At 67.6% G+C, this 16,118-nt stretch carries 14 protein-coding genes and 1 pseudogene; 4 read left to right on the forward strand and 11 right to left on the reverse strand.

Annotated elements, in window-relative coordinates; translation table 11 throughout:
* The 5 genes from trmD to ACOI2T_RS23495 all read right to left on the reverse strand — a co-directional run bounded on the left by trmD (position 1) and on the right by ACOI2T_RS23495 (position 2,544).
* Positions 1-678 carry a tRNA (guanosine(37)-N1)-methyltransferase TrmD gene (gene trmD / locus ACOI2T_RS23475; RefSeq protein WP_409506252.1) on the reverse strand — a complete coding sequence of 226 codons (678 nt, stop codon included), beginning with the start codon at positions 676-678 and terminating at the stop codon, positions 1-3.
* A 12-nt stretch (positions 679-690) separates the two neighbouring features.
* Positions 691-1,212 carry a ribosome maturation factor RimM gene (rimM, locus tag ACOI2T_RS23480; protein WP_067854213.1) on the reverse strand — a complete coding sequence of 174 codons (522 nt, stop codon included), beginning with the start codon at positions 1,210-1,212 and terminating at the stop codon, positions 691-693.
* A 10-nt stretch (positions 1,213-1,222) separates the two neighbouring features.
* Positions 1,223-1,465: an RNA-binding protein gene (locus tag ACOI2T_RS23485; RefSeq protein ID WP_003881089.1), complete on the reverse strand. Its 243-nt coding sequence runs from the start codon at positions 1,463-1,465 to the stop codon at positions 1,223-1,225.
* 8 nt (positions 1,466-1,473) lie between these two features.
* Complete coding sequence (gene rpsP, locus ACOI2T_RS23490; protein ID WP_409506253.1) at positions 1,474-1,941, reverse strand: 30S ribosomal protein S16; 468 nt, start codon at positions 1,939-1,941, stop codon at positions 1,474-1,476.
* Between the two features lie 183 nt (positions 1,942-2,124).
* Positions 2,125-2,544, reverse strand: coding sequence for a nuclear transport factor 2 family protein (locus ACOI2T_RS23495; protein ID WP_085145315.1), 420 nt, complete (start codon positions 2,542-2,544; stop codon positions 2,125-2,127).
* A gap of 32 nt (positions 2,545-2,576) precedes the next feature.
* On the opposite strand from ACOI2T_RS23495, the gene ACOI2T_RS23500 reads away from it, so the two are divergent.
* The 3 genes from ACOI2T_RS23500 to ACOI2T_RS23510 all read left to right on the forward strand — a co-directional run bounded on the left by ACOI2T_RS23500 (position 2,577) and on the right by ACOI2T_RS23510 (position 6,088).
* Positions 2,577-3,464 carry a D-alanyl-D-alanine carboxypeptidase family protein gene (locus tag ACOI2T_RS23500; protein ID WP_409506254.1) on the forward strand — a complete coding sequence of 296 codons (888 nt, stop codon included), beginning with the start codon at positions 2,577-2,579 and terminating at the stop codon, positions 3,462-3,464.
* A 93-nt stretch (positions 3,465-3,557) separates the two neighbouring features.
* The gene (locus ACOI2T_RS23505; RefSeq protein ID WP_085145313.1) at positions 3,558-4,373 is read left to right on the forward strand and encodes a D-alanyl-D-alanine carboxypeptidase; all 816 of its coding nucleotides are present in this window, start codon (positions 3,558-3,560) and stop codon (positions 4,371-4,373) included.
* Between the two features lie 101 nt (positions 4,374-4,474).
* The gene (locus ACOI2T_RS23510) at positions 4,475-6,088 is read left to right on the forward strand and encodes a diflavin oxidoreductase (RefSeq protein WP_409506255.1); all 1,614 of its coding nucleotides are present in this window, start codon (positions 4,475-4,477) and stop codon (positions 6,086-6,088) included.
* 61 nt (positions 6,089-6,149) lie between these two features.
* Here ACOI2T_RS23510 and ACOI2T_RS23515 read toward each other — a convergent pair.
* The 3 genes and pseudogenes from ACOI2T_RS23515 to ACOI2T_RS23525 form a co-directional block, all read right to left on the reverse strand.
* A pseudogene (locus ACOI2T_RS23515) lies at positions 6,150-7,221 on the reverse strand (amidohydrolase family protein).
* A complete protein-coding gene (ffh, locus tag ACOI2T_RS23520) occupies positions 7,221-8,780 on the reverse strand; it encodes a signal recognition particle protein (protein ID WP_409506256.1) in 1,560 nt (519 codons plus the stop codon). Before ffh ends, ACOI2T_RS23515 begins: the two are co-directional and overlap by 1 nt.
* A 44-nt stretch (positions 8,781-8,824) precedes the next feature.
* Positions 8,825-9,457 (reverse strand): TetR/AcrR family transcriptional regulator, encoded by a 633-nt coding sequence (locus ACOI2T_RS23525; RefSeq protein ID WP_409506257.1) that lies wholly within the window; start codon positions 9,455-9,457, stop codon positions 8,825-8,827.
* An 84-nt stretch (positions 9,458-9,541) separates the two neighbouring features.
* On the opposite strand from ACOI2T_RS23525, the gene ACOI2T_RS23530 reads away from it, so the two are divergent.
* On the forward strand, positions 9,542-11,725 hold the full coding sequence (locus tag ACOI2T_RS23530) for a molybdopterin-dependent oxidoreductase (RefSeq protein ID WP_421874464.1): 2,184 nt from the start codon (positions 9,542-9,544) through the stop codon (positions 11,723-11,725).
* A gap of 7 nt (positions 11,726-11,732) precedes the next feature.
* On the opposite strand, the gene ACOI2T_RS23535 is transcribed toward ACOI2T_RS23530, so the two are convergent.
* From ACOI2T_RS23535 to ACOI2T_RS23545, 3 genes are all read right to left on the reverse strand, one after another.
* A complete protein-coding gene (locus ACOI2T_RS23535) occupies positions 11,733-14,192 on the reverse strand; it encodes a [protein-PII] uridylyltransferase (RefSeq protein WP_409506259.1) in 2,460 nt (819 codons plus the stop codon).
* A gap of 99 nt (positions 14,193-14,291) precedes the next feature.
* Positions 14,292-14,630: a P-II family nitrogen regulator gene (locus ACOI2T_RS23540; RefSeq protein ID WP_003881099.1), complete on the reverse strand. Its 339-nt coding sequence runs from the start codon at positions 14,628-14,630 to the stop codon at positions 14,292-14,294.
* A gap of 33 nt (positions 14,631-14,663) precedes the next feature.
* Positions 14,664-16,013, reverse strand: coding sequence for an ammonium transporter (locus ACOI2T_RS23545; RefSeq protein ID WP_067854182.1), 1,350 nt, complete (start codon positions 16,011-16,013; stop codon positions 14,664-14,666).
* Between the last annotated feature and the right edge of the window lie 105 nt (positions 16,014-16,118).

Raw genomic sequence — 16,118 nt, forward strand, 5'->3', positions numbered from 1 at the left:
TCAGTCCAGCAGATCGGGCCGTCGTTCCCGGGTCCGTTGCAGCGACTGCTCATGCCGCCAGGCCGCGACCTTGGCGTGGTCCCCCGACAACAGGACCGGCGGGACATCGAGGCCGCGCCAACTCGGCGGCCGGGTGTAACTGGGCCCTTCCAGCAGCCCGTCGGAATGCGAATCCTGTTGGTGTGACGCGGGATTGCCCAGTACATCGGGCATCAGCCGGACGACAGCTTCGATCATCACCAACGCAGCCGATTCGCCACCGGTCAACACGTAGTCGCCGATCGACACCTCTTCGACCCGCATACGCCGGGCCGCATCGTCGACGACGCGCTGGTCGATGCCCTCGTACCGGCCACACGCGAACACCAGGTGCCGCTCACCGCTCCACTGCTGGGCCATCTCCTGCGTGAACAACCGGCCTGCCGGCGTCGGAACCACCAGAAGTGTGTCCTCGGTGCATATTTCGTCGAGCGCCGCGCCCCAGACCGGGGCCTTCATCACCATTCCGGGTCCCCCGCCGTACGGGGAGTCATCGACCGAGCGATGCACGTCGTGGGTCCAGGACCGCAGATCGTGCACGTGCAGCGTGAGGATCCCGGCATCGATCGCCTTGCCCGGCAACGATTGCCGAATGGGATCGAGATAGGCCGGGAAGATCGTGACGACATCAATACGCACGGTCGGCCATCCTCAGCCCAGTTCCAGCAGACCCTCGGGCGGGTCGATGACAATCGTTCCGGTCTCCCGGGAGACGGATGTGACAATGGCGCCGACGAACGGCACCAGCACCTCGCGCCCGTCACCGTCGGCCTTCACCGCGAGCAGCTCCCCCGCCGCGGTGTGCAGTACCTCGGTGACCGAGCCCACCGGTGCGCCGTCGACCGTCACGACGCGCAACCCTTCGAGTTCGTGGTCGTAGAACTCGTCGGGATCGTCGATCGCGGGCAACTCGGCGGTGTCGACCAGGAACACGGTTCCCCGGAGCTCGTCGGCCGCGTTGCGGTCGGCGACCCCGGCGAGCCGGATCAGCAACCGGCCGCCGTGCTCACGGACCGATTCGACCGTGAACGAACGCTCGGCACCGCCCTTGGCCCGGCCGCGCAGCACGCCGCCCGGCGCGAAACGGGCGTCCGGGTCGTCGGTGCGGACCTCGACGACGACCTCACCGGAGATCCCGTGAGCTTTGACGACCCGCCCGACAACGAGGTCCATACGTCGACTACTACTGGTCGGTGTCCACCACGTCGACGCGGATACCGCGCCCACCGATGCCCGCGACCAAGGTGCGCAGCGCGGTGGCGGTGCGGCCACCGCGGCCGATGACCTTGCCGAGATCATCGGGATGCACATGCACCTCGACGGTCCGGCCGCGACGGCTGGTCACCATGTCCACACGCACGTCGTCGGGGTTGTCCACGATTCCGCGGACGAGGTGCTCGACCGCGTCGACCACGACAGAACTCACCGGGCTGCTCAGCTCTCGCTTGCTGCTTCGGCAGCAGGCTCGTCGGCCTTGGCCTCAGCGGCCTCGGCGGGCGCCTCGTCCTTCTTCGGAGCCTTCTTCTTCTTCGGCGTGGTGGCCTCGGTGGTGCCACCGCTCTCCGCCTCGGCGAGAGCCGCGTTGAAGAGATCGAGCTTCGACGGCTTGGGCTCCTTGACCTTCAGCGTGCCCTCGGCGCCAGGCAGGCCCTTGAACTTCTGCCAGTCACCGGTGATCTTCAGCAGGGCCAGAACCGGCTCGGTGGGCTGAGCACCGACGCCCAGCCAGTACTGCGCGCGCTCCGAATCGATCTCGATCAGGCTCGGCTCTTCCTTGGGGTGGTAACGGCCGATGACCTCGATGGCGCGGCCGTCGCGGCGGGTGCGCGAGTCGGCGACGGCGATGCGGTACTGGGGATTGCGGATCTTGCCAAGCCGGGTGAGCTTGATCTTGACAGCCATGGTTAAGCGTTTCTCCTGTGGTGTCACGCTGCAATTCGGCGATGCGGGCGGAATTGCCCGATCCGGTTTTGCCTTACGTGTATGACCGCCGTGCAGCACATTTAACGGGTCGCACGACAGACAGCCGTTCATTGTGCCAGAGCAGGCAGTACAGCCCAAAATCGCGGCTGTTCGGCGCAATCGTCAGATCACGCGGTCGAAGCACTTGGTCTCGACGCGCCGGCTCATGCGCCAGCCGTCGGCGGTGCGGATGAATTCGTCCTCGTACCAGAGCCCGCAGAACAGCACCTGCTGGTCGTCACCGCCCAGCACCATCGGGTTGAAACAGATGGTGCGCGACGAGGCCGTGTCGCCGTCGATTCTCACGTCGAAGTTGCCGAGCATGTGGGCGTAGGCCGGAAAGTTCGGCAGTACCTCGGCCAGCCACGCCTTCACCTCCGGATAGTGGCCGTCGATGCCGCCCATGGCGCGGTAGTCGATGTAGGCGTCCGGGGTGAACACGGAGTCCAGGTCATCGAACTGCCGCCGGTCGATCGCCGTGGAGTAGGCCACGAGAAGTTGCTGAATCTCCAGTCGATCCGAAATCTCCGCCAGGCTCAACATGTCTCGATTCAACACGATTACGCTGTCCCGCCATGGGGAGGATCGTCTGCGCGCTCATCGTGTCCGTCACCGCCGTGTTCACCGCTCTGACGACTGTCTCGGCGCCGCTGGCCGGTGCCGACATCGACGTACAGCAGGTGGGCTCGGTGCCCATCCCGGACGGGCCCGCGCAGGCCTGGATCGTCGCCGACATGGACACCGGACAGGTACTGGCCGGACGCAACGAGAACGTCCGCTACGCGCCCGCGAGCACGATCAAGACGCTGCTGGCCCAGGTGGTGCTCGACGAGGTACCGCTCGACGCCACGATCGTCGCCGACGAGGCCGACACCCACGTCGAGTGCAACTGTGCGGGCGTCGCGCCCGGTCATACCTATACCGCGCGCCAGCTCCTGGAGGCCGCGCTCCTGGCCTCGGGTAACGATGCGGCCAACACGCTGGCGCGCATGCTGGGCGGCCAGGAAGCCGCGGTCGCGAAGATGAACGCCAAGGCCGCGGCGCTGGGCGCGCACGGCACGAACGTCGTGACGCCGTCCGGACTGGATGGGCCCGGCATGCCGTTCTGGTCCACGCCCCACGACCTCGCGGTGATCTTCCGCGCCGCGATGGCCAATCTGGTGTTCGCACAGATCACCGCCATGCCCTCGACGGTGTTCCCCACGAAGACCGGCGACCGGGTGCTCGTCAACCAAGACGAGCTGCTGCACCGCTACCCGGGCGCCATCGGCGGCAAGACCGGATTCACCGACATCGCCCGCAAGACGTTCGTCGGCGCGGCCCAGCGTGACGGCCGGCGTCTGGTCGTCGCGCTGATGTTCGGGCTCGTCAAGGAGGGCGGCCCGACGTACTGGGACCAGGCCGCCACGCTGCTGGACTGGGGGTTCGCGCAGGACCGGTCGGCAAGCGTCGGGGCCCTGTGAAACCACGCCGTAGCGAACCGGGTCTGCCGTCGAGACCGTACGGAAACCTGATCGCGCGCTGAACGAGTCCTGGGTTCCGTAGCCTCGGCGCTCGTGCGAAGACTGTTCGCGGCGGCCGCGCTCGCCCTCGGCGCGATCGTTTCGGCGCCCGCCGTGGCAGCACAGCCCGCCGTGGAACCCGCGGGCGCACAAGCGATCGCGGACGGACCGGCGAAGGCGTGGCTCGTCGCCGACCTCGACACCGGCCGCGTCCTCGCATCGAAAGACCCGTACGGTTCCTACGCACCCGCGAGCACGATCAAACCGTTGCTCGCGATGGTCGTGCTCGACCACCTCAGGCCCGATAACTTCGCGCGCGCCAACGCATCTCACACCAAAGTCGAGTGCTCATGTGTCGGACTCGAGCCCGGCCGCCCGTACACGACGCGCCAACTGCTCGAGGCGCTGCTCATGGTGTCGGGCAACGACGCGGCGAACATGCTTGCCGACATGCTGGGCGGGCAACGCGCCACCGTCGCGGCGATGAACCGCAAGGCCGCCGCCGTCGGCGCCCGCAACACGCGCGCCTCCTCCCCCTCGGGTCTCGACGGACCCGGATGGGAGTCGATCACCACGCCGCACGACCTCGCGGTGATCTTCCGCGCGGCGTTGAAGTATCCGCTGATCGCCCACATCATGCGCCAGCCGTCGGCCCAGTTTCCCGGCAAGACGATCACCAACCAGAACGAGCTCCTGACGCGCTATCCCGGCGACATCGGCGGCAAGACCGGCTACACGAACCTGGCGCGCAAGACCTATGTCGGTGCCGCACAACGAGGTAACCGCCGCCTGGTCGTCGTCCAGATGTACGGCACCGGCGACCTGTACGGCCAGGCGATCAACTTGTTCGACTACGGATTCGGCCAGTAGGCCAGCCGCCGAAGGGAGAGCCCCGCAACCGGCCTCGCCAAAGTAAGGTCACCCTAAATTCAGCGCCCGTCCATCCGCGGCGCGCGATTGAGGGGAGCCATGTGACCGACCGACGCGACTTCTCGCTGATCGTCGCCTTCGGCACCGATATGGGCAATGCCGAAGATGCCGCCATGACCTTCTGCGAGGCCGCAGCCGACGCGCTCGGCATCGAATCCGAAGCGCGCGAACTCAACCAGATCGAAGTGGCGGAACTGCAGCAGGCCACGCACTTCGTCGTGGTCACCTCGACTTTCGGCGACGGCGAATTCCCCGACAACGCCACCTTGTTCTGGGAGGCGATCAGCGCCGAGACCGATCGTCTTGAGCACATGAGCTTCGCGGTGCTCGCACTCGGCGACAGCTCATACGAATTGTTCTGCAACGCAGGCAAATTGCTCGACGAGCGGCTCGAGACGCTGGGCGCCACAAGGATGCTGGAGCGCGTCGACGTCGACGGGTTCTACGAACAACCGGCCAAGGCGTGGACCACCGACCTCGTCAAACTGCTGGCCGCCGAGCACGCCGCCCCGGCCGCGGGCGCAATGGTCGCGAGCACACCCGAGCGCACCGAACAGCCGAGCCGCGATCGCCATCATCAACCCGTCGATGCCCGGCTGAGCGTCAACCGGCTACTCACCGCGTCGGCATCCGACAAGGAGGTCCGCCACTACGAGGTGGATCTCCCCGGCGGGTTCACCTATCACGCAGGCGATTCGATCGCCGTGCACGCCACCAACGACCCGGCCCTCGTGGCGGAGATCCTGGCCGAACTCGGCGTCGGGCCGGACCACGCTGTCGCCGACCACGACGAGCCTCTCGGGGTCCTGCTCACCGAGCAGCTGGAGATCAGAACCCCCTCGCGGGCGCTGCAGGCGTTGGTGGCGTCGCGCACCCGCAACCCGCGCGTGGCTGCCGCACTCGGCGCCGACGCCGCTACCGGCGAAGGTTCGTGGTTGTACGGCAAGGACGTGCTCGATCTGATCCGGCTGGCCGCACTGTCCGTCGACGAGTTCGTCGACACCTTGCGCCCGCTGCAGTTCCGCGATTACTCGATCGCGTCGAGTCCGCTTGTCCACCCCGACCGCGTGCACCTGACCGTGGCCACCGTGCGCTACACCAACGACGATCGTCACCACGGCGGCGTGGCCTCGACATTCCTGGCCGAGCGGTGCCAGGCGCTGCGGGTACACCTGCGCCCGAACCACAACTTCCGCCTGCCCGCGGCTGACGTACCGATCATCATGATCGGCCCGGGCACCGGTATCGCACCGTTCCGCGCATTCCTCCAGGAGCGCCGGGCCACGCAGGCTTCTGGCCGGTCCTGGCTGTTCTTCGGCGACCGCCGCCGCGCCACCGACTTCCTCTACGGCGACGAGTTGGAGGGCTTCGTCGAGTCCGGCACCCTGACCCGACTGGATCTGGCGTTCTCGCGTGACCAGGACACGAAAGTGTATGTCCAGCAACGCATGTCGGAGAACGCGGACGAACTGTTCGCCTGGCTGCAGGACGGCGCCCACGTCTATGTGTGCGGCGACGCCGACCGCATGGCCAAGGATGTCGATGCCACACTGCACGCCATCGTCGCGCGATGCGGCGGGATGGACGCCGACGCCGCGCACGCCTACGTCAACGACCTCATCAAGACGCACCGCTACGTCCGCGACGTGTACTAGTCAGGCGACTTGTGCACCTGCGGTAACGGTGGGCGTTACGGCAGGTGCACAAATCACCGGGTCAGAACACGCGGCCGCGCAGGATCACCAGATCGGGACGGTCCACGCCGACCACACGGGGGATCGTCGGCAAAACACAGCAGGTCGGCCGACGCGCCGTGCTCCAGCGCCGGCCTGCCGAGCCAGGCCCGCGCATCCCAGCACGCCGCGCCGAGCGCATCGGTGGGGTTCAGGCCGACCTTGCCGAGTGCCTTGATCTCGTCGCCGATCCGGCCGTGGGCGATCATCCCGCCGGCATCGGTTCCGGCGAAGATCGGCACCCCGGCCTCGTGCGCCGCGCCGACGCGTTGATGGCACGACGCGTACAGATCGCGCATGTGCTTGGCGTACGTGGGATATTTGGCGGCCTTGTCGGCGATGCCCGGAAAGTTCTCGATGTTGATCAACGTCGGCACCAGCGCGGTGCCCTGCGCCAGCATCAGCTCGATGATGTCGTCGGTGATGCCGGTGCCGTGCTCGATGCAGTCGATGCCCGCGTTGATCAGGCCGGGCAGGGCGTCCTCGCCGAACACGTGGGCGGTGACCCGGGCGCCCTCGGCGTGTGCGGCGTCGATGGCGGCCTTGAGGACGTCGTCGGACCACAGTGGCGCGAGATCGCCGATCCCCCGGTCGATCCAGTCGCCGACGAGTTTCACCCACCCGTCACCCCACCGGGCCTGCTCGGCCACGGCCTCGGGCAGCTGCGACTCGTCCTCGATGTCGATCGGCAATCCCGGCATGTAGCGCTTGGGCCGGGCCAGATGCCGTCCCGCGCGGATGATGCGCGGCAGGTCGTCACGATCGTCGAAGCTGCGGGTGTCGACCGGGGATCCCGCGTCGCGCAGCAGCAGCGCACCGGCATCGCGCTCGGTCTCGGCCTGCACGACGGCCTCATCCGTCGACACCGGGCCACCCGGCCCCAGGCCGACGTGGCAGTGCGCGTCGACGAGACCCGGGATGATCCAGCCGCCAACCCCATCGGCCCCGAAAACCGTCTCGGCGTTGGCAATTGGCTCGGCCGACAGCAGCCCTTGGGCCACCCACCATTCGATGGGTTCGCCATCGGGCAGGCCGCGTCCCCTGACGTGGAGCACTAGTTCTTGGGGAACTTCAGCTTGGACAGATCGAAGTCGGCAAGGCCGGGCGGCAGCTCATCGAGCCCCTTCGGCATGTTCGACAGGTCGGGGAATCCGCCGGGCATACCCAGCGGGTTGCGCGCCTTCGGCGGGGTCGGCCCCTTCCCCGACTTGCGGCCCTTCTTGCCTGCCTGCTTGTTCTTGCCCTTGGCCGCCTTGCGGGTCGCACTCTTGCGCCCGAAGCCCATGCCCATCTGCCCGGCCATCGACGACATCATCTTGCGGGCCTCGAAGAACCGGTCCACGAGCTGGTTGACCTCGGACACCGTGACCCCGGAGCCGTTGGCGATGCGCAGGCGCCGTGAGGCGTTGATGATCTTCGGATCGGCGCGCTCGGCGGGCGTCATACCGCGGATGATGGCCTGCACGCGGTCCAGCTGCTTGTCGTCGACGGCCGCCAGCGCATCTTTCATCTGGCCCGCGCCGGGCAGCATGCCGAGCAGGTTGCCGATCGGGCCCATCTTGCGGATCGCCAGCATCTGCTCGAGGAAGTCCTCCAGCGTCAGCTCGCCCGAGCCGATCTTGGCCGCGGCCTCCTCGGCTTTCTGCTGATCGAAGACCTGCTCGGCCTGCTCGATCAGGGTGAGCACATCGCCCATGCCCAGGATGCGGCTGGCCATGCGGTCAGGGTGGAAGACGTCGAAGTCGTCGAGCTTCTCGCCTGCGGAGGCGAACAGGATCGGTACGCCGGTGACCTCGCGGACCGACAGCGCGGCGCCGCCGCGGGCGTCGCCGTCGAGTTTGGTCAGCACGACGCCGGTGAAGCCGACGCCCTCGCGGAACGCCTCGGCCGTCGCGACCGCGTCCTGACCGATCATCGCGTCGAGGACGAACAGCACTTCGTCGGGGTTGACGGCCTGGCGGATCGCGGCGGCCTGGCCCATCAGCTCCTCGTCGATGCCCAGCCGGCCCGCGGTATCGACGATGACGACGTCGAAGTGCTTGGCCTTGGCCTCGGCCAGACCGCCCGCCGCCACCGCGACGGGGTCGCCGTGCCCGGCGTTCTCGAGCCCTTCGGGAGACGTGCCGGGGTGCGGCGCGAAGACCGAGACACCGGCCCGCTCACCGACGATCTGCAGCTGGTGGACGGCGCCGGGGCGCTGCAGGTCACACGCCACCAGGAGCGGTGTGTGCCCTTGTCCCTTAAGCCATTTCGCGAGCTTGCCGGCCAGCGTGGTCTTACCGGCGCCTTGCAGGCCTGCCAGCATGATCACGGTCGGCGGGGTCTTGGCGAACGCCACCTGGCGGGTCTCGCCGCCGAGGATGCCGATGAGCTCCTCGTTGACGATCTTGACGACCTGCTGAGCGGGATTCAGCGCCGCCGATACCTCGGCACCCTTCGCGCGGTCCTTGATGCGCGCGACGAACGCGCGCACCACGGGCAGCGAGACGTCGGCCTCCAGCAGCGCCAACCGGATCTCGCGGGTCGTGGCATCGATATCGGCGTCGGTCAACCGCCCCTTGCCACGCAGGCCCTGCAGGGCTCCGGTCAACCGGTCAGACAGGCTTTCAAACACGTGACCAGCCTAACGGTCGGCGGGTCGAGCGAACGTCCGCCCACTCAACCCAGACGCTGAGGGGACCGGCTGCCGACCGTCACACCGAAGAGCAGCGCGGTGAGCCGATCGATGAGGTGACTGCGGTCGATGTCAATTTCCCCGGCCAACACCGCGGCCAGGGCCTCCGATACCCCGCCGATGACGAAGTGCGCGGCGAGCCGGTCTTCGAGCAACTCGCGGTCGCCGGGACCACCGCGCGCGAGATCGGCCAGGATGGCGGCGAACCGCTGCGCCCCGGCGCGGCGATGCGGGCCGAGCGCAGGTGAGGACGCGGATTCGGTGAGCATGACCCGTCCCTTGCGCGGGTCACCGAGCATCACGTCGGTCAATGCCGCGAGCGCGGCCCAGGTCCGGGCCCGCGGGTTGTCCGGTGCCTGCGCGATCGCGGCCAGGCACGCCGTCTCGATCTCATCGGCGATGCGCTCGAAGACCGCGATATGTAGATCCTCGATCGTCGGGAACGATTCGGCGAGATAACGCGGCGCCAGGCCGGCGGCGTCGGAGACCCCGCGCACCGTGGTCGCGGCGATGCCCCTGGTGCCCATCAATTGCAGGCCGGCGTCGAGAAAACGATTGCGCCGCTCGGCAATCCGCTCCTCACCGGTGGCACCGCCGTACCGTCGCGCTCCGCCCACACCCAATCTTGACACACGCGTAGACAGATTGTTAGCGTCGTCACATCTATCAACGCTCGATGACAGATCGGCCGAGAGGCTCGCATGACCGCAATCGACGTCCCCCTCCACGACGAACGCGGCGCCCTCCGCGACGCCTCGAGTACGACGGTCGTCAGCCAGTGCACGCTCTGCGAGGCGCACTGCGGCCTTCACGTCACGGTGACCGACGGGACGGTCAGCCGCATCGCGGGCAACCCCGACGACGTCTTCTCCAAGGGATACATCTGTCCCAAGGCCACGGCGATGGGCGGCCTGCACCATGACCCGGACCGGTTGCGCACCCCGATGCGGCGGGTCGGCGACACATTCGAACCGGTCAGCTGGGACGACGCGCTTGCCGAAATCGGCGCCCGCCTCCGGCGGATCCGCAAGCAGCACGGATTCCGTTCGCTCGGAATGTATCTCGGCAATCCGGCCGCGCACAGCTCGGGCGCGCTGTACGGATTCCTGCTGCGCACCGCGCTGCTGACCCCGAACTTCTTCACCGCATCCTCGATCGACCAGATGCCGCACGAGTACGCCGCGTGGAAAGTCTTCGGCTCCAACGTCTTGGTACCGATCACCGATATCGACCGCACGCACCGACTGGTGATCCTGGGTGCCAACCCGGCGGTGTCCAACGGGTCGCTGTCGATCATGCCCGGGGCCAAACGCCGCATCAAGGCGATCCGGGACCGCGGGGGCAAGGTCGTCGTGATCGACCCGCGGCGAACCGAGACCGCCCGGATGGCCGATCAGCATGTGGCGGTCCGGCCCGGTGGCGATGCGTACCTGTTGCTCGGCATGCTGCACGTGCTGATCGACGAAAACCTCTGTGACGCACACGCGGTCGAGAACGCGGCCGGATTCTCCGAACTCGCCGCCCTGGTGGCCGACGCCACGCCGGAGGCAGTGGCGGAGCGGGCCGGTGTCAGCGCCGAGGACATCCGCGCCCTGGCCCGCGAGCACGCCGCGGCCGAATCGGCGGCGATCTACGCGAGAATCGGCATCTGTCAACAGGAGACCGGGACCCTGGTCAGCTGGCTGGTGATGGTCATGAACGCCGTCACCGGCAATGTCGACCGGGCCGGCGGCACGATGTTCTCCACGCCCGTCGTCGATGTGCCAAGGCTCGCGCGCTACATCCCCGTGGGACACGGATTGTGGACGGACCGGTCCGGTCGGCACAAGGCTTTCCGCGCCGAACTGCCCGCCGTGATCATGGCCGACGAGATTCTCAACCCCGGCAAGGGGCAGATTCGCGCGATGATCACCTACGCGGGCAACCCGGTGTCGTCGATCCCGCAGAAGGGCCGCCTCGACGAAGCGCTGTCGGAATTGGAGCTGTACGTGGCCGTCGACATGTACGTCACCGAGACGACCCGCCACGCCGACTTCATCTTGCCGCCGGTGTCCCCGCTGGAACGCGAGGACGTCGGGCTGCTCATCCCGATCTTCAGTGTGCACAACAACATTCGCTATCAACACCGCGCGTTCGAGCCGCAGGCCGGCGCCAAGGAGGACTGGGAGATCCTGACCCGGCTGGCGATGGAGCTGCTCCCCTCCCCTGTCCGGCAGTTGACCAAGCCGCTGCGCGACCGCTTGATCAGGTCGATCGATCCGTTGCGGCTGGCGTCGTTGGCCATCGCCACCGGCCCGTATGGCCGGATCCGTCGCCGCCGCAACGCAGTCACGATGAGCGATCTCAAGAACAGCGCGGGCGGTATCGACCTCGGGCCGCTGCGACCCCGGTTGAGTAAGGTGATCGCGACGAGCGACCGGAAGATCCATCTGGCACCAAAGGAGTTCGTCGACGCCGCGAGCGCCCTGCTCGACAAGGCGGCACGCGGTCCAGGTCAGCGCTACGACCTCCAGTTGATCGGGCGACGGCAACTGCGCAGCAACAACTCCTGGCTGCACAACGTCCCGACCATGACCGGTGGCAACAACACGTGCACGGTGCTCATGCATCCCGACGACGCCGCCGCGCGCGGTCTCGCACAGGGCGACACCGTGACCGTCACCTCAGCGGTCGGGACCATCGAACTGCCGCTCGACATCAGCAACGACATCCGGGTCGGCACCGTCGCCGTTCCGCACGGCTGGGGACATCAACGCAGCGGTTGGCGCCATGCCCGCACGCTGCCGGGCGCCAATGTGAATCTGCTGCACGACCCGGATCGAGTGGACTCCTTCACCGGCACGGCCGCGGTCAACAACACCTGGGTCGCGGTCGCCGCCCGCTGAACCGCCGTCAGCTCGCCTGTTCGGCCGGTTTGGCGGGCGCGGGTGTGGGCAGGACCGCGTACAGATCGCGTTCGAGGTCGTCGCGCGCCAGACTGCCGGCGGTCGTGATACCGAACGCGTCGACCACCGAGGATCCCAGCGTCGTGACCTTCGCCCAGGCGATGTCGACGCCGTCGCGCTCGAACACCGCGGTGAGGCGGGCCAGCAGACCGGCCCGGTCGATCGTGCGGATCTGCACGATGAGCTCGCCCGGCACACTGCCCTCCGACCACAGGATCCGCGGACGCGCCGGAACGTGGTTGGCGGGTACCGCGGCGAGAATCTCCCCCGCGCGCGTTGTCGGATACTGAGCCGCGTCGCGTTCGCGCTTCTCCAGCGACGCGATCACGTCGAGTTCGCCGTCGAGCGCGAGGATGAACTGCTGACGCAGCAACTCCGCGGCCGGTGGCGCACCGAAATGCGGTGACACCACATACGTATTGATCGCCGAACCCTCGTGGCTGTTCACCGACGCCGAGTGCACCCGAAGCGAGTTCAGCGCCAGCACCCCAGCCGCCTTGGACAGCAGCCCGCGCCGGTCCGGGGCGATCATCGTGACGTTGAAGATGTGCGGACCGTCGCCCTGGGTCAGCTCGACGTGAACACCCACCTGGGCCGCCAGTTCCAGGAAACGGGGGTCGATGGGATCCGGCTGCGGCAACGGCTCACCGGCCATCACCAGACGGCAACGCCGCACCAGATCACCGATCAGGGACGCCTTCCAGTCACCCCACACGCCCGGCCCGGTGGCCAGCGAATCGGCTTCGGCGAGGACGTCGAGCAACTCCAGGAGGACCATGTCGCCGCCGAGCGCCGCGACGACACCGTCGATCGTCTTGGGGTCCTGCAGATCCCGCCGTGTCGCGGTCTCGGGCAACAGCAAGTGGTAGCGCACCATCTTGGACAGCACGTCGATGTCCGACGGCCACAGGCCCAGCCTGGTGCCGATCTGCGTGGCCAACTCCGCACCTATGACGCTGTGGTCACCGCCGCGGCCCTTGCCGATGTCGTGGCACAGCGCGCCGAGCAAAAGCAGGTCGGGCCGCGACACCCGAGTGGTGAATGCGCTTGCCCGCGATACGGTTTCGACCAGGTGGCGATCCACCGTCCAGATGTGGACGACATCGCGCGGCGGAAGGTCGCGCACCGCGCCCCATTCCGGGAACAGCCGGCCCCACAAGCCGGTCCGGTCCAGCGCCTCGATGGTCGCGACCGCGGCCGGGCCCGCCGCCAGCAGCACCAGCAGATCTTTGAGCGCCTGCCGCGGCCACGGCGTACGCAGTTCGGGGGCCGTCTCGGCGAGCCTACTGAGAGTCGAAACCGCCATCGGCAGACCCGTGGACGCCGAGGCCGCCGCGACCCGCAGGATCAGGCCGGGATCACGCTCGGGCCGGGCGTCGCGCGCGAGGATCACCTCACCGGCGTACTCGATGACGCCTTCGTCGAGCGGGCGGCGCACCGGGCGCCGTAGCGCGGCGAACCCGCGTCGCGGTAACGCATTTGCGGCAGTACGGATCCCCGAGTCGACGTAGTAGCTCACCGTGCGGGCGGCGTCGGAGAGCATGCGCGCCAGATCGAACCGGTCGCCGATCCGCAGCGCCGCGCCGATCTCGTCGGCGTGCTGGGCCAGCAGCAGCTCGCGGCCGCGCCCGGACACCCGGTGCAGTTCGGTGCGCACGTTCAGCAATGCCAGGTGGGCGCCGCCCAATGTGCCGGTCGGCGATGCCAGCGCCCGGCTCGGATAGACGTCGGCGAGCTGTGCGATCGCCAGCGCGTTGAGAAGCTGAACGTCGCGCAGACCGCCGCGCCCCGACTTCAGGTCCGGCTCGGCCCGGTGCGCGATCTGACCGCTGCGCTGCCAGCGTGCCTGCGCATGTTCGACGAGTTCGTCGAAGCGCGAGGCGATTCCGATGCGCCACTGCCGCCGGGCGCCACCGACCAGTAGCGACGACAGGTCGGCATCGCCGGCGATGTGCCGGACGTCGAGCATCGCCAACCCCACCGAGATGTCGTCACCGGCCACCTGCAGCGCTTCGGGAACCGTGCGCACGCTGTGATCGATGCGGATGTTGGCATCCCACAACGGGTACCACAGCTTCTCGGCGATCTCGCTGACGACGTCGGTCGGCATGTTGTCGTGCAGCAGCATCAGATCCAGGTCGGAGTACGGCAACATCTCACCGCGGCCCAGACCTCCGGTGGCGACGATCGCGAACCCACTCGTCGGCGTGATGCCGATCTCGGTTGCCTTTGTGGTGAGCCAGAATTCGTGCAGATCGAGAAGTGCGTCGCGCAGCGCCGCCGAATCAAGTTGACGGGCACCGGAAATCAATTGTTCGGACGCCGCGGCCAGATCGGTCGCGGGCCGTAACGAGCCCGCCGGAGCCTCATGTGAGGCTCCGGCGGCTTCTGGTTTGTGCTCTGTCATTTCGCATCCTCCCCCGGCCAATCACCAACTACCACTGACACTGCCCTGGCCGGGAGACGCGGTCGATCACTCCGGCACGGAGTCCGGACCGCTCCGCGACTACAGGGCGTCGGCGCCGCGCTCCCCCGTGCGGACGCGGACGACAGTGTCAACGGGACTGACCCACACCTTCCCGTCACCGATCTTGCCGGTGCGGGCGGCCTGCACGATGACATCCACGACCTTGTCGACCGCGGAGTCGTCGACGACGACCTCGACCCGGACCTTGGGCACGAAGTCGACCGAGTACTCGGCGCCTCGGTACACCTCGGTGTGGCCCTTCTGGCGACCGTAGCCTTGCACCTCGCTGACGGTCATCCCGAGAATGCCCGTCTGCTCAAGGCCGGTCTTGACATCCTCCAGCGTGAACGGCTTGACGATCGCAGTGATCAGCTTCATAAATTCCATCCCTTCCAGGGCAATTGTTCCCGATCAGGCGAGCTCGTAAGCGGTTTCCGCATGCTCGGTCTCATCAATACCGGTGGCCTCATCTTCATCTGTGACACGCCAGCCCAGTGGTTTGAGGGCCAACGCAATGATGGCAGTCATCACCGCGGTGAATGCGGTTGCCACGACGGCGATCACGATTTGCACGACCAACTGCTGGATTCCGCCGCCGTAGAACAGGCCGGTCTCGGTGGCGAACAAGCCGATCGCGACGGTGCCCCACAGGCCCGCGACAAGGTGAACACCGACGACGTCGAGCGAATCGTCGTAGCCGAACTTGTATTTCAGGCCGATGGCGAGTGCCGAGAGGGCACCGGCGATCGCGCCGAGGAACAGCGACCCGACCGGGCTGAGCGCACCGCACGCCGGGGTGATGGCAACAAGGCCGGCGACGATGCCCGAGGCCGCACCGACGCTCGTCGGGTGACCGTCGCGGATCCGCTCCACCAGCAACCAGCCGAGCATCGCGGCGGCGGTGGCGGCCGTGGTGTTCACCCACACCAAGCCGGCGACCGCGTCGGCCGCACCTTCCGAACCGACGTTGAACCCGAACCAGCCGAACCACAGCAGCGCCGCACCGAGCATGACCCACGGGATGTTGTGCGGACGGAACGCCGTCTTGCCGAAGCCGCGACGCCGGCCCACCAGGATCGCCAGCACCAGCGCGGCCATACCGGCGTTGATGTGCACCACCGTGCCGCCGGCGAAGTCGATCGGCGCGACCGTCGCGGTCGCGGTCCCGTCGTCCCCGACCGTGGTGCCGAACAGCCATGACGCGAAACCACGCTCATTGTTGGACAGCAGGCCGCCGCCCCAAACCATGTGTGCGAGCGGGAAATACACCAGGGTGACCCACACGCCGGAGAACACCAGCCAGGTGCCGAACTTGACCCGCTCGGCGAGCGCACCGCTGATCAGCGCGACGGTGATCACCGCGAAGGTCAGCTGGAAGGCGACCCACACGATGGCCGGTACCGACCCGAATCCGCCGATGACGTGCAGTTCCTCGCCGCCGATCTCGCGGGTCTCCAGCAGTTGGCTGACACCGAACAGCGAGAACGGATTGTCGAAGATGCCCAGGATGTCGGACTCTTTGGTGTGCGCCGACGCGAAGGACATCGAGTAGCCCCACAGCACGTAGATGACGCTGACGACACCCAGGGCTCCGAAGGACATCATCATCATGTTCAGTACGGATTTCTGCCGGGAGAGTCCGCCATAGAAGAACGCCAGGGCCGGCGTCATCAGCAACACCAGCGCGGCGCTTGCGAGCACCCACGCCGTATCGCCGCTGTCGAACGCGGCGAACGATTCGTCAGGTAGGGCTAAGACCACTTTGTGTGAACCTCCTTGGGAAGTGCGCCGACGGATCGGCCTCCCGATGAGATTCGATTGCTGGCGTTTCATCGGTGATGCAGTTGCGTTTCCGGAAAGTGAACG

The sequence above is a fragment of the Mycolicibacterium wolinskyi str. Jessa 2025 genome (assembly GCF_049241375.1).
In the GTDB taxonomy this organism is placed as follows: Bacteria; Actinomycetota; Actinomycetes; order Mycobacteriales; family Mycobacteriaceae; genus Mycobacterium; species Mycobacterium wolinskyi.

Coding starts and splice junctions, on each gene's coding strand:
- rimM (WP_067854213.1), bottom strand. CDS start 1,212: ATGGACCTCGTTGTCGGGCGGGTCGTCAAAGCTCACGGGATCTCCGGT.
- ACOI2T_RS23535 (WP_409506259.1), bottom strand. CDS start 14,192: ATGACAGAGCACAAACCAGAAGCCGCCGGAGCCTCACATGAGGCTCCG.
- ACOI2T_RS23500 (WP_409506254.1), top strand. CDS start 2,577: ATGGGGAGGATCGTCTGCGCGCTCATCGTGTCCGTCACCGCCGTGTTC.
- rpsP (WP_409506253.1), bottom strand. CDS start 1,941: ATGGCTGTCAAGATCAAGCTCACCCGGCTTGGCAAGATCCGCAATCCC.
- ACOI2T_RS23540 (WP_003881099.1), bottom strand. CDS start 14,630: ATGAAGCTGATCACTGCGATCGTCAAGCCGTTCACGCTGGAGGATGTC.
- ACOI2T_RS23495 (WP_085145315.1), bottom strand. CDS start 2,544: ATGTTGAGCCTGGCGGAGATTTCGGATCGACTGGAGATTCAGCAACTT.
- ACOI2T_RS23530 (WP_421874464.1), top strand. CDS start 9,542: ATGACCGCAATCGACGTCCCCCTCCACGACGAACGCGGCGCCCTCCGC.